Source organism: Pseudomonas sp. G3-39, from assembly GCF_054790485.1.
The window spans coordinates 1,957,246-1,970,464 of sequence record NZ_CP186497.1; the positions used below are offsets into that span (position 1 = coordinate 1,957,246).

The 13,219-nt window shown below is 60.9% G+C and carries 12 protein-coding genes; 3 read left to right on the forward strand and 9 right to left on the reverse strand.

The window, feature by feature from the left end:
- Window positions 1–219: 219 nt before the first annotated feature.
- The 4 genes from ACOYXG_RS08870 to inhA form a co-directional block, all read right to left on the reverse strand.
- Window positions 220–687, reverse strand: a complete 468-nt coding sequence (locus ACOYXG_RS08870) for a hypothetical protein (RefSeq protein ID WP_097087656.1) — start codon at window positions 685–687, stop codon at window positions 220–222.
- 181 nt (window positions 688–868) lie between these two features.
- Complete coding sequence (locus ACOYXG_RS08875) at window positions 869–2,434, reverse strand: methyl-accepting chemotaxis protein (RefSeq protein WP_400758582.1); 1,566 nt, start codon at window positions 2,432–2,434, stop codon at window positions 869–871.
- 102 nt (window positions 2,435–2,536) lie between these two features.
- Entirely contained in the window at window positions 2,537–3,328 is a 792-nt protein-coding gene (locus ACOYXG_RS08880; protein WP_460357078.1) for a lysostaphin resistance A-like protein, read from the reverse strand.
- 236 nt (window positions 3,329–3,564) lie between these two features.
- Window positions 3,565–4,251 (reverse strand): isonitrile hydratase, encoded by a 687-nt coding sequence (gene inhA, locus ACOYXG_RS08885; RefSeq protein ID WP_460357081.1) that lies wholly within the window; start codon window positions 4,249–4,251, stop codon window positions 3,565–3,567.
- An 89-nt stretch (window positions 4,252–4,340) separates the two neighbouring features.
- On the opposite strand from inhA, the gene ACOYXG_RS08890 reads away from it, so the two are divergent.
- A complete protein-coding gene (locus ACOYXG_RS08890; protein ID WP_460357083.1) occupies window positions 4,341–5,372 on the forward strand; it encodes a GlxA family transcriptional regulator in 1,032 nt (343 codons plus the stop codon).
- On the opposite strand, the gene ACOYXG_RS08895 is transcribed toward ACOYXG_RS08890, so the two are convergent.
- The 4 genes from ACOYXG_RS08895 to ACOYXG_RS08910 all read right to left on the reverse strand — a co-directional run bounded on the left by ACOYXG_RS08895 (window position 5,335) and on the right by ACOYXG_RS08910 (window position 9,385).
- Window positions 5,335–5,973, reverse strand: a complete 639-nt coding sequence (locus tag ACOYXG_RS08895; RefSeq protein WP_460357086.1) for a BRCT domain-containing protein — start codon at window positions 5,971–5,973, stop codon at window positions 5,335–5,337. The genes ACOYXG_RS08890 and ACOYXG_RS08895 overlap by 38 nt on opposite strands.
- Before the next feature lie 12 nt (window positions 5,974–5,985).
- Window positions 5,986–6,375 carry a hypothetical protein gene (locus ACOYXG_RS08900; RefSeq protein WP_460357088.1) on the reverse strand — a complete coding sequence of 130 codons (390 nt, stop codon included), beginning with the start codon at window positions 6,373–6,375 and terminating at the stop codon, window positions 5,986–5,988.
- A gap of 390 nt (window positions 6,376–6,765) precedes the next feature.
- Window positions 6,766–8,592 (reverse strand): glycoside hydrolase family 15 protein, encoded by a 1,827-nt coding sequence (locus ACOYXG_RS08905; protein WP_460357090.1) that lies wholly within the window; start codon window positions 8,590–8,592, stop codon window positions 6,766–6,768.
- Window positions 8,585–9,385: a glucose 1-dehydrogenase gene (locus ACOYXG_RS08910; RefSeq protein WP_460357093.1), complete on the reverse strand. Its 801-nt coding sequence runs from the start codon at window positions 9,383–9,385 to the stop codon at window positions 8,585–8,587. Before ACOYXG_RS08910 ends, ACOYXG_RS08905 begins: the two co-directional genes overlap by 8 nt.
- 252 nt (window positions 9,386–9,637) lie before the next feature.
- On the opposite strand from ACOYXG_RS08910, the gene ACOYXG_RS08915 reads away from it, so the two are divergent.
- On the forward strand, window positions 9,638–10,810 hold the full coding sequence (locus tag ACOYXG_RS08915; RefSeq protein ID WP_460357096.1) for an MFS transporter: 1,173 nt from the start codon (window positions 9,638–9,640) through the stop codon (window positions 10,808–10,810).
- A 179-nt stretch (window positions 10,811–10,989) separates the two neighbouring features.
- Here ACOYXG_RS08915 and ACOYXG_RS08920 read toward each other — a convergent pair whose 3' ends face one another.
- Window positions 10,990–12,123, reverse strand: a complete 1,134-nt coding sequence (locus ACOYXG_RS08920; RefSeq protein WP_027614203.1) for a cupin-like domain-containing protein — start codon at window positions 12,121–12,123, stop codon at window positions 10,990–10,992.
- Window positions 12,124–12,255: 132 nt separating this feature from the next.
- Here ACOYXG_RS08920 and ACOYXG_RS08925 point away from each other — a divergent pair, with 132 nt between their 5' ends.
- Window positions 12,256–12,990 carry a thioesterase II family protein gene (locus ACOYXG_RS08925; RefSeq protein ID WP_096797563.1) on the forward strand — a complete coding sequence of 245 codons (735 nt, stop codon included), beginning with the start codon at window positions 12,256–12,258 and terminating at the stop codon, window positions 12,988–12,990.
- Window positions 12,991–13,219: the final 229 nt, after the last annotated feature.

The following is a 13,219-nucleotide window of genomic DNA, read 5'->3' on the forward strand; positions in this document are numbered from 1 at the left end:
CTTACTGAAGTACCCGGCCCTACTGTGGGAGCGAGCCTGCTCGCGAAAGCTGTCTTCCAAGCGCCATCCATTTCAAACAAGCAATAAACCCCGGAGGCTTTCGCTAACCGGTTTTTCACGATCAAAAGATCGCAGCCTGCGGCAGCTTCAAGGAGTCATTCTTGCAAATTACATTGAAGGGGTACTCCTCCGGAGTTGCAGCGAGCACCCCTGCCAGATCTAGCCAGCATCCGACGGTCTCAGTCTCGTCATGGTGAAAGTCCCCTTGGGATTCAGGCGATAGCGATGACTTTTGAACACGGCCTCGAATGATCCCGTAGCGATATCCGTTTCAGCATCATATTTAACGCTGAGGATCGCCGAGTCGGCGTCCACCGAAGCCATTCCGATAAATCCCGGCGGCGCAGGGATCCAATGGCTGTGGACAAATGTCAGCCCGTCGTCGAGGTTATAGACGCCCGTGAGTGCCTCATCGGATTGGTAGGGCAGCGTCATGGAGAACGAAAAATAGCTTTCATCGTCGAAATTTCCTGTTCCACCACTGATGGACCAATACCGCTGACCCAAGAACTCGTCCTGATAGAAAGATCTGAATTTCGCTGTGTTCCGTTTACCGCCCAATCTCCATTGAAACCTGTCATCACTGACGAGTGGTTTTTTCGGGAGAAACATAACGTGAGTGGTCATTGTTAAACCTGCCTTTTCGAGTAAGAGGAGGTGTTACAACCGACTGCAATTACGATTTCTCTTGATACCCGCTCGGATAACGGTGCGTCTACTGTCAGATCTGACAGGTGCACAAGCAAAAAAAACCCGGAAGCTTTCGCTGTCCGGGTTTTTTGCGGGGAGACCAGCAAGAGTTTTGCTTTTAGCGGTTAAACCGCTCCACCAACGAATACTGAGTATTCGCCGTCTTGGTCAGCTCTTCACTCAGCAACGCCGAGTTATGCGCCTGTTCCGAGGTCTGATCCGCCAGTTCCGAAATGTTGCTGATGTTGCGGCTGATCTCTTCAGCCACCGCACTTTGCTCTTCGGTCGCCGCGGCGATCTGGGTGGTCATGTCGGTGATGTTGGCCACTGCTTCGCTGATGCCGACCAGTGCCTGATCCGCTTCCAGTACCCGCGCCACACCTTCTTCCGCCTGGCGATGGCCGGCTTCCATGGTTTGCACGGCGCTGGACGCGGTCTGTTGCAGCTTGGCGATCAGGGCGTGGATCTGGCCGGTGGATTCGCTGGTACGTTGCGCCAGTTGGCGCACTTCGTCAGCTACCACGGCGAAGCCACGGCCCATCTCGCCGGCACGTGCTGCTTCGATGGCGGCGTTGAGCGCGAGCAGGTTGGTCTGGTCGGCGATGCCTTTGATCACGTCGACCACGCCGCCGATTTCGTCGCTGTCCTTGGCCAGTTGGGTGACGGTCAGGCCGGTTTCGCCGACCACCACCGACAGGCGCTGGATGGCTTCGCGGGTTTCCCCGGCGATGTCGCGGCCGCGACCGGTCAGGCGATTGGCTTCCTGGGTGGCGTCGGCTGTGCGCTGTACGTGGCTGGCCACTTCCTGCGTGGTGGCGGCCATCTGGTTGACGGCGGTGGCGACCTGTTCGGTTTCCACGCGCTGGCGCTCCAGACCGCTGGAGCTGTTGTGCGCCAGGGCGTCGGACTGTTTGGCCTGATCGGTCAGGTGCTCGGCAGTGTCCTGCAGACGGGTCAGGCAGGTTTTCAGGCGCGCTTCCTGGCTGAGGATCGACATTTCCAGACGCGCCTGCGCGCCACGGCTGTCGGTGTACATCTGCGCGATCAGCGGGTCGGAAGTGGTCTGCTCGGCCAGGCGCAGCAGGCGCTTGAGCCCGCGTTGCTGCCATTGCAGACCCATCAGGCCCAGCGGCACCGAGAGGCCCGCTGCCAGGGCGAAGCCCCAGTGCGAGTTCAGGGTTGCGCCGATCACGAAGCTCAACTGGCTGACCAGTATGAATGGCAGCCAGTCCTGCAGCACCGGCAGCCATTTGTCGCTGGAAGGAATTGCCGACTTGCCCTGGTTGATGCGTTGGTAGAGCGCTTCGGCACGGCGGATCTGTTCGGCGGTGGGTTTGATCCGCACCGACTCGTAACCGATCACCTGATTGCCGTCGAACACCGGTGTCACGTAGGCATTCACCCAGTAGTGGTCACCGGATTTGCAGCGATTCTTGACAATGCCCATCCATGGCAAGCCTTGTTTCAGTGTGCCCCACATGTGCGAAAACACCGCAGCCGGGACGTCAGGGTGACGAACCAGGTTGTGCGGCGCACGGATCAGCTCTTCACGCGAAAACCCGCTGATTTCGACGAAAGCGTCGTTGCAGTAAGTGATCACGCCTTTAGCGTCGGTTGTGGAAATCAACCGCTGCTGAGCCGGGAAAGTCCGTTCGCGTTGTGTAATGGGCTGGTTATTACGCATGGTTTTTCAATCCGCAAGGCTTTGAAAGGTTGTCGGCGCTGTCAGGAAATTATTGAAGTTTTTTTTCAGATATAAGTACGGCGTCGCAAAACCGCTCTTGCTTCAACCGGCCAGCATCGGATAGGTGAACAGCGCAAAATGCAGCAGGTTCAGCCCGAAATGTGTGGCGATCGCCGCCGCAAGGCCACCGAAACGGTAGGCCAGACCATAGCCGACACCCGCCAGACCCGCCAGCAACACCCAGTGCCAGCCGGCACCCACATGCGCCAGGGCAAAGATCAGCGACGCCAGCAGCAGAGCGAGGTTGTCGCCGTGCGGCAGGTGCTTGAACAGGCGGCTCAAACCGCCCTGTATATAGCCGCGAAACAGCGCTTCCTCGACCAGCGTCACCAACAGCAGATTGTTCAGCAGCCACAGCCATGCCTGATCAGGCCACTTCGGCGCCCAGGCAATCATGCCGAACAACAGTGCGCCGCCCAGCGCCAGGACGGCGCTCAAGGTCAGGGCGAGGACGCTGGCGTACACCGTCGGACGCAGCGAGCGTGCCGCGACAATCCACGGGCAGGCGAGCAACAGCCAGAAGCCGATCAAGGGTTTGTCCAGATTCAGGTACATCGCAAACGGCACGGCGTCGTCGGTAAAACGCAGCGGGGCGATGGCCCGGCCGTTGGCGAATCCCGGCAACCAGTGCAGCGCCAGCGACAGCGCGAGGAAGATGAACACGGCATGCCCCAACAGGCGCGCCACCGGCACCTGCTGTTGGCGCACGGCGAAACCGGTCAACAGCAATAGTCCCACGGAGATCAGCGCGAGCCAGCCGAGTTGGCCAAAGCTTAACGCCAATCCATAACCGAGGCTGAGAAGTGCCAGATAGAGCCATGGCAACGCCTTCATCGAAAGTCCTTGTGCAGAATTTTGTGGAAGGGCTTTCTACACGGGTGAGGGCGTCGGGACAAGTAAAGCTGTGGCGGGATGCGGGGACAGGCTCCCAACCTGAGGCTATCCACAAAACCCATTGTGGGAGCGGGCTTGCTCGCGAATGTGGTGTGTCAGGCGATAACAATCTCGACGGATACACCGAATTCGCGAGCAAGCCCGCTCTCACAGTAGATCTGTGTGTGGCTGAGGAATCAGCGCAGATCGAGTTTCGCCGCCGCGCGCTCGGTGATTTCCGTGCGCAGTTTCAACGAAGGCGCTGCACGGTGCCGAGCCTCATCGACGACAGCACTCGGCGCCGTCTGCGGACTGCCCGATTCAAACGGCGGTGCCGGCGCATATTCCAGTTGCAGCTGAATCAACTGCGCCGCCTCGGCTCCCACCAGTTCGGCGGCCAGCACCAGCGCAAAGTCGATGCCTGCGGTAATGCCGCCACCGGTAAACAGATTGCCGTCGCGTACCACCCGGTCCTGCACCGCCATCGCGCCGAGTTTCGGCAGCAGTTCGTGATAGGCCCAGTGGGTGGTCGCGCGTTTGCCTTTCAACAGTCCCGCCGCGCCCAGCACCAGCGAACCGGTGCATACCGACGTCACATACCTGGCCTGCGCTGCCTGACGCTTGATGAACCCCAGCGTCTGCTCATCTTCCATCAGCGGCCCGACCCCGGCGCCGCCGGGTATGCAGATCACATCCAGATTCGGGCAGTCGTCGAAGGTGGTGGTCGGTTTCAACAGCAGGCCGGTGCTGGCGGTGATCGGCACCAGATCTTTCCAGATTAGATGCACCTGCACGTCCGGCAGCGAGGCCAGTACGTCATAGGGACCGGTCAGGTCGAGTTGCTGCACCTGCGGAAACAACAGAAAACCGATCTGCAACGTCATGGGGTTTTTCTCCATTTGAGGGGTGGACGGCCTCACTGTAGGCGCGTAGGTTCTGGCGTATACGCCAATAACCCCACGAATTACGCCAAATGCCCAAAGTCATCCATGTACTCGCGTTTGCCAACATGCAGATTCTCGATGTCACCGGCCCTCTGCAAGTATTCGCCTCGGCCAACGACATCGCCCGCCAACGCGGCTTGCCGGTGCCGTATGCGCCGTCGGTGATCGCCAGTGAGGGTGGGGCGGTGATGTCCTCGGCGGGGCTGGCGGTGCTGGCCGAACCGTTGCCGCATCAGGCCAGCGATACCTTGATCATCGCCGGTGGCTGGGGCATTTACCCGGCGGCGGAGGATTTGGCACTGGTGGACTGGGTGCGCGAGCATGCGGCGAAATGTCGACGCGTCGCCTCGGTGTGTACGGGGGCATTTCTACTGGCGGCGAGCGGCTGGCTCGACGGACGTCGCGTGGTCACCCACTGGACCCGTTGCGAACAACTGGCGCAGCAGCACCCGAAGCTGCAGGTCGAAGCCAATCCGATCTTCATCAACGACGGCCCGGTCTGGACCTCGGCCGGCGTCACCGCCGGCATCGATCTGGCGTTGGCGATGGTCGAGGAAGATCTGGGCCGCGACATCGCCCTCGACGTCGCCCGGCATCTGGTGGTGTTCCTCAAACGCCCCGGCGGGCAATCGCAATTCAGCGTGACCCTGGCCCTGCAGAATCAGGGCAATCGTTTTGATGAACTGCACGCCTGGATCGCCGAAAACCTCACCTGCGACCTCGGCGTGCCGACCCTGGCCGAACAGGCCGGCATGAGCGAACGCAGTTTCGTCCGCCACTACCGCGCCGACACCGGCCAGACCCCGGCCCGCGCCATCGAACTGATCCGCGTCGAAACCGCCCGGCGTCTGCTCAGTGACACCGGGCTGCCGGTGAAACGGATTGCGGCCAACTGCGGGTTTGGCAGTGAAGAAACCTTGCGCCGCAGTTTTCTGCGCGCGATTGGCGTGACGCCGCAGGCGTATCGGGAGCGGTTTTCGGTCAGTGCTGGCGAAGCAGATTCAGCGATGCCCTTAGGGGCTATTACCCGAACAGAACCTTCTGCCAATGATCTTCGCTGATGATCGCAATCGGCACGCCGCTGTCTCTCAGCTCAACGGCTTTCTTGATCTTGGTGCCGTAAGAGCTGTGAAGCCACTGATCATTGCCAATGCTGCCCACTACCAAATAGTGAATCTTTTTGCTGACGGAACCACCAATAAGGCCGCCGCGTTCGAGGATCTGTGACTCACATTCTTTACGTGGCCCATAGGCCATGACGCCTGTAAACAGGAAGACCCGATCAACCAGGCATAACTGTGGGGCAGGGTGGTCGAGAGGAAGACTGGCCGGCGCGGCAAACGTTGGTGTTTGTGTTGGTGCGGTTGGCAGGCCGGTGAACTGATGCAGCATTTCCAGCAGCTCCGCAGACTCGTCGGCGTCCAGAACTCCGTCGCTGAGCATGTCGGCAAGACGCCTGTAAAGGATGTTCACAACCGGATCATCCAGGTGCACCAAATGGGTTTCAATCCAGTTTCTGAGAAACTCGGCTTCTTGCTGGTTGATCGTGCCGTCTGCGGCAAGCCCGGCTGCGATGCCGATGAGAGCATCGACCGAGCGCCGCTCGATTCTTGCCTGATGAAAGAAAGCGCTGCTCTGAAATTCCTGATGCAAATCGACCATCGGTGCTTCTCCTTAAGCCTCGGCTTCCGCCACCTGATTGAAATACTTCGTCCGATCCGGGGTAAACGTTACCCGCATCTTGGTCCGCGAGCAGGTCAGCGAGCGTTCTTCAGCCAGATCAATATCCAGATCCTCGCCACGCAACCCCTGCCACTGCGCCAGGTATTTCAGCGACCCGTATTTTTCGTTCTTCTTCAGGCTGCGGTTCACGCCACCTTTCCAGCCGAGCACCGGCAGTTCGCCGGCGAGGCACTGATGGGCAAGGTCGGGGAAGCGGGTGGCGCGCTGGCGGCCGATTTCCCAGCACTTGATCAGGCCTTTGTCGGCGGCTTCCCAGAGTTGGGTGCGGGTCAGGCCGCTGCGCAGGGGCGTGGCGATGGGGCGGTGGACGTGCTGGGTCATTCTGGTTCCTTGAATTCGGGTTTTATTGGACAGCTCCGCTGTGCCCGTTGCGGTGGATGGTAGGGGGGGATGTAACAGCTGGCAACAGGGTATTTCAGGGTGTAAGTGCAGGTTGCGGGGGAGGGATTTGCCTGGGTGTTGTTTAGAAGAAGCAGGAACAAACCACGCAAACTGTGGTGAGGGGATTTATCCCCGATCGGCTGCGCAGCAGGCGCAAAGCCAAGCAACGCGGTGCTGTTGACGAAATGCACCGGAAAAATCAGGACTGCTGCGCAGCCGATCGGGGATAAATCCCCTCACCACAGGGGATCTGATTCTGTTTATTTCTGTGTAGGGGTTAGGCCGGCGAAGCGCGCTGATGCGGCATATTTCCTACAGACACTGACGAAATTACGGCTGCCAAACACTCTTCTCCCCACTCAGACGCCGATCAAGAAAACTCGCCGCACTGATCAGCGCCAGATGCGTCAGCGCTTGCGGGGTGTTGCCCAGATGGCGGCCCTTGCTGTCGAACTCTTCGGCATACAGGCCCAGCGGGTTTGCGTAGCGCAGCAGTTGTTCAAACTCAAGATGCGCCTTTTCCACCTGACCGGCCCGGGCCAGGCATTCGACGTACCAGAACGAGCAAGCGGCGAAGGCGCCTTCGATGCCGGCCAAACCGTCGATATTGGCGTCATCGTTACGGTAGCGGTAGACCATGCCGTCGCGCACCAGAGACTTTTCGATCGCTTCCAGAGTCGATAACCAGCGTGGGTCCTTGGCGCTGACGAAACGCACCAGCGGCATCAGCAGCATCGAACCGTCGAGCGCGGTACCGCCCTTGTACTGGACGAAATGCCCGCGCTCCTCATCCCAGAAGTTGTCCCAGATGTCGGCGTAGATCGCCTGCCGGGTCTGATCCCACTGGACGAACGGCGCCGGCAGCGAGCGTTTCGAGGCCAGGCGGATGGCCCGGTCAAGCGCCACCCAACACATCAGTCGCGAGTGCAGGAAGTGATGCTGCTCACCGCGCATTTCCCAAATGCCCACGTCGGTTGTCTGCCAGGTCTCACACACCTGATCGACCACTTCGCGCACGTGTTTCCAGCCCTGGTGGGAAATCGCGTCGCCGTACTTGTTGACCAGATACACCGCGTCCATCAGTTCGCCAAAGATGTCGAGCTGAATCTGGTCGTACGCGCCATTGCCGATGCGCACTGGTTGCGCGCCGCCATGACCGCAGAGGTGAGAGAGTTCGGTTTCCGGCAGTTCCTGACGACCGTCGATGGCATACAGAATGTTCAGTTTCGTTGGCTGGCCGCAGCAATCGCTGACCCGCCCGCGCAGCCAGCCCATGTAGGCATTGGCCTCATCGACAAAGCCCAGGCGCATGAACGCGTAGACGGTGAACGAGGCGTCGCGGATCCAGGTGTAGCGATAATCCCAGTTGCGCTCGCCGCCGGGAGTTTCCGGCAGGCCGAAGGTGGCGGCGGCGAGGATTGCGCCGTGCTTGCGCGAGGTCAGCAGCTTCAACGCGAGGGCCGAACGATTGACCATCTCCCGCCAACGCCCGCGGTAGTTGGACTGGCCGATCCAGTCGCGCCAGAACTTCAACGTGCGCTCCAGGCACATTTTCGCGCCGTCATCCTTGAAACGCGGATCGTCGGCGCCACCGAGGACGAATTCGGCGTGCTGATCCTGTTTCAAGCTGAAGGAAGCAACGGCCGACTCGCCGTCGATGTGCAACGCCTGATCCGCCACCAGCCGCAACGATGGCTGACCCTCGGCGCTAAATATCACCGATTGTTGATCCATCTGCGCCCGGGTGTCGGCACGCGCGTAGTCATGGCGCACCGCGCAACGCATGTGAAACGTCGCTTCACCGCTGACCACCCGCACTCGGCGCATCAGCAACGGCAGGTCATCAACGCTGTCGCCGATCGGCAGCAGATCGGTAATTTCCACCACGGCCTGTTCGCTGAGCCAGCGCGTTTGCAGAACGTTGGTGTCCGGCAGATAGATTTGCTCGCGCCGGGCATCGGGCAAGTCCGGGGCGAGCTGGAAAATCCCTGCCTCGGGCGTGTCGAGCAGCGAACAGAAGATCGACGGGCTGTCGAATTCCGGCCAGCAGAAAAAATCCACGCTGCCCTTGTCGTTGACCAGTGCGGCACTGCGCAGGTCGCCGATGATACCGTGGGCGTCGATCGGGCTTTGTCGTTCAGGATGATGCTCAGCCATTGCCACGAAACTCCGGATAAAGACTCATGCCGCCGTCGATGAACAGGGTGGTGCCGACGATGTAGTCGGCGGCGTCGGAAGCGAGAAACACCACCGCGTTGGCGATGTCCTCGACATCGCCGATGCGCCCGTAGGGGATAAGCTCCAGCAGCTTTTCACCGGCCGCGCCTTCAGTGGCTTCCTGATTGATTGCCGTGCGAATCGCCCCCGGCGCGATGCCGTTGATACGGATGCGCTGCTGGCTGACTTCCTGGGCGAGGGTCTGCATCAACTGATCGACGCCGCCCTTGGACGCCGCATAGTTGACGTGCCCGGCCCACGGAATGCGTTGATGTACCGAACTCATGTGAATGATCTTGCCGGCCGCGCGGGACACGCCTTCACGCACACCCTGGCGATTGAAAATCCGCAGCGCGGCGCGAGCGCAGAGGAACTGGCCGGTGAGGTTGACGCCGATCACCGTGTTCCAGTCTTCGAGGGTCATGTCGACCGCAGCGGCATCCTTTTGCAGGCCGGAGTTGGCCACCAGGATATCCAGCGAGCCAAAGGCCTCAAGGGTCTCGGCGAACAGCCGTTCAACCTCGTCTTCCTTCGACACATCGGCGCCGATGGCCAGTGCCTGACCGCCATCGGCGATGATCTGCCGGGCCAGCGCTTCGGCGGGTTCGGCCTGACGGTTGTAATTGATCACGACGGCTGCGCCGGCAGCGGCCAGCGCTTTGGCGGCAGCGTGGCCGATGCCGGAGCTGGCGCCGGTGACCAGTGCTACTTGGCGGGCGAGGGATATTTGCATGCAGGGTCGCGCCTTGAGTGAGGGCCTATTTAGCTGACTGGTCGCAAGCCATGAGAGTTCATTCGACGGTGCGGTGTTGTGGTGAATATGCCGGCCTCTTCGCGAGCAGGCTCGCTCCCACGGTTAGAATGCGCTGGCCCCGTGGGAGCGGGCTTGCTCGCGAAGGGGCCTTCACATTCCACCAACAATTGTGCGCTTCCACGCTTATCAACCTTTATGGCAACTTGGCGGCCCCTGATGAGGCTGCAATCCATGGCAAACCCTTACCGCGAATTATTCACCGCCCCCGGCGCCCGGGCTTTTGTACTGGCCGGGATGATCGCGCGCATGCCGATTTCCATGACCGGCATTGGCGTGATCACCATGCTCTCGCAGCTCAAGGGCGGGTACGCGCTGGCCGGTGCGGTGGCGGCGACGTTTGCCCTGGCCACGGCGTTTTGTGCGCCGCAGGTCTCGCGTCTGGTGGATCGTTTCGGCCAGGGCAAAGTGCTGCCGCTGTCGGCATTGATCGGTGGCGGGGCGCTGTTGATGTTGCTGCTGTGCACGCGTTTGCAGGCGCCGACCTGTACGCTGTTCATCTTCGCCGCGCTGGCCGGATGCATGCCGAGCATGTCGGCGATGGTGCGCGCACGCTGGACCGAGATCTATCGCGGCCAGCCGCAATTGCAGACCGCCTATGCGCTGGAATCGGTACTCGATGAGGTCTGTTTCATCGTTGGCCCGCCACTGTCAGTGGGATTGTGCGTGGTGGCGTTTCCCGAGGCCGGGCCGTTGGCCGCGCTGTTGGCGTTGGCGATCGGGGTGACGGCGTTTGTCGCCCAGCGCAGCACCGAGCCGGCGGTGCACCCACAGGAATCAAAGCATCAGGGTTCGATCATTCGCTCGACCGACGTGCAATGGCTGCTGGCGTTGATGCTCGCCATGGGCGTTATCGTCGGTGTGGTCGATGTGGTCAGCGTCGCCTTCGCCCAGCAGCAGGGCCAGCCGGCGGCGGCGAGCATCGTGTTGTCGGTGTACGCCATCGGCTCGTGTCTGGCCGGTATCGCGTTTGGCGCGATGCGTTCGAAACTGCCGTTGCCGCGCCTGTTTCTGTACGGCGGCGTGGCGACGGCGGTGACCACGCTGCCGCTGTTGCTGGCGAGCAATATTTTCGGTTTGTCGCTGGCGGTGTTTGTCGCGGGATTGTTCTTCTCGCCGACGCTGATTGTGGCGATGGCGTTGATCGAGCGCATCGTGCCGCCGGCCAAACTGACCGAAGGCCTGACCTGGCTGGTGACGGGTTTGAGCATCGGCGTGGCGATCGGCGCCGCCGGCTCGGGCGCTCTGGTGGATGCTTTCGGTGCACGCAGCGGATTCTGGCTGGCGATTGTGGCGGGGGCGGTGGTGTTGGCGTCGGCGTTTCAGAGTTATCGGCACCTGAAATAACCCGGCATTGATGAGCTGTTGTGGTGAGGGGATTTATCCCCGATGGGCCGCGAAGCAGCCCCAAATCCAGCCAGCTCTTTCCTTCAGAAGAAGCGTGCCGGGTGAGTTTGCGACTGCTGCGCAGTCGATCGGGGATAAATCCCCTCGCCACAGAGTTATCCACACAGACAGCGGATGGGTTACCAACCCCGTCCCGAATTCACCCAGAAATTCACTGACAGCGACGTCGACACCGATTCCACCTGATGGAACCAGCCCTCCGGTAAAAACAGCAGATCCCCGGCCTCCAGCGTCACGCGCAGGAACGTCACATCGCGTGCTGCGGGAAAGCGCTCGTAGTCCGGCGCGTCGGGGTTGAAGTCGCAGCCATCCAGGCCACCCTTTGGCGCTGTCGACCAGGTGCCCAGCGCCTCGCGGTGATGCGGGGCGGCGAGAGTAAACTGCTTCTGGCCCCAGACCTGCGCGAACAGGTTGTCGGTGTCGTCGCGGTGCAGCGGCGTCAGCGTGCCTTTGGGGCCGATCCAGATGCGTGGCGGGATGAACAGCGAGGCATCGAAGTAGGGCGGGTACTTGATCTGCTGCAGCAATTGCGCCGGCAGGATGTTGTTGCCCATGTAGGCTGGCGGTTCGCCGTCAGCCCGTTTGACTGCCGGTTGGTCCAGCGAGGCAATGAACTCGGCCATCGACGTCGAGCGGAAATCACGTTCGGTGGAAAAGGTTTTCTTCACGTAATCGCCGTGGCGGGTGATGCCCTGCAGTTCGGCGAAATGCACCAGTGATTCCTCGCGACTGAGCTTGAACAGCGGCCAGTCCTGCAGAGCATTGCTGATCACCACCGGGATGCCGTTGGGCAAATACTTGCTTTTGAATTCGCTGACCGACAAATCATCGCGCGCATGGCGCTCGATGTGGGTCTGCACCGGCAGCCCGGCGGTGAGTTGTTCGCTGAAGCGTGGCGGGGTCGGGTAGCGCTTGTTCATGTCGACCTTTTGCGCCACTGCGCCACCGTGCATCGCATGCTCGATGATCTGCGGCAGCAGCGTCGCCAAGCCCATGTTGCCGCCGATTTTCAGGCGCCCGCTGGCGAACAGTTCTTCGACATTGACTCGGCCGCCCATGATCCCGAGAAAATCGCTCTCTGCGACTTCAATGGTCACGTCGGGGCTGGGATGGCGTCCGGGCGCGGTGCGACTGCTGGCCTTGACCTCCGACCAGTAGGCCTGCTGCGGGCCAAACACGAATTGGAAAACGCCTTCGATGCCGACGGCACCGGCGTTGGCGAACAACTTGCCCAGGATGCTCTGCAGGTCCACGGTGAATCCTCATTATTGGTTTTGGCCTGAACAGTTAACGAGCGCCTGTTGGCGCAATTTACCGGCGCGCGACTAATTTGCCGGGGGCGTAATCCGTTTATCTCTACAGACAAATTTTTCGAGGAAAGCCGGGTGAACAAGCTGACCCTGCTGTGCCTGCCGTACTCCGGCGCCAGCGCCATGGTCTACAGCCGCTGGCGGCCAAAACTGCCGCAATGGCTGCAACTGCAACCGGTGGAACTGCCGGGGCGCGGTGCACGTTTCGACGAGCTGCTGCACACGGATATGCGTGCGCTGGCGATGCAACTGGCCAAGGAATTGCGGCCGAATCTCAAAGCGCCGTATGCGTTGTTCGGCCATAGCCTGGGCGCGCTGCTGGCCTGCGAAATCGCTCACGCGCTGCGCGCATTGGGCTGTCCGGAACCGGTGGCGCTGTTTGCCTCGGGCACGGCGGCGCCGACGATGCGCGCCGATTACGATCGCGGTTTTGCCGAGCCGAAAACCGACGCCGAGCTGATCGATCAATTGCGCACGCTCAACGGCACCAGCGAAGAAGTGCTGGCCAATGCCGAGCTGATGAGCCTGACCCTGCCGATCCTGCGCGCGGATTTTCTGCTCTGCGGCAAATTCGAGCCGTTGCAGCGGCCGTTGCTCAACTGCCCGGTGCACGTGCTGGGCGGCAAGGCGGATCGCGCGACCACCGAACAACTGATCGGCTGGAGCAAGGAAACCCGCGGCAGCTTTTCGGTGGACATGCTCGCCGGCGGGCACTTCTTCATTCATGAGCATGAGGCCAAAGTGCTCAAGGTGATCAAGGATCAGCTGGAGGGCCATCATCGTCGGCACAGCCTGATGGCCGTCGTGTAAACCGATTCTGCGGATTCATCCGAGACCCTGTGGGAGCGAGCCTGCTCGCGATAGCGATAGATCAGTCACTGCAACATTGACTGACAGGTCGCTATCGCGAGCAGGCTCGCTCCCACAGGGTTTTGTCTGTCTGACAGTTGTTCTCATTCGCTAATTTTTCCGGTCTGCATTCGTTTTATAGGGACGACGTGCCTTTGTGCTTCCTGCCTACTGATCCGGATGCTGAGAA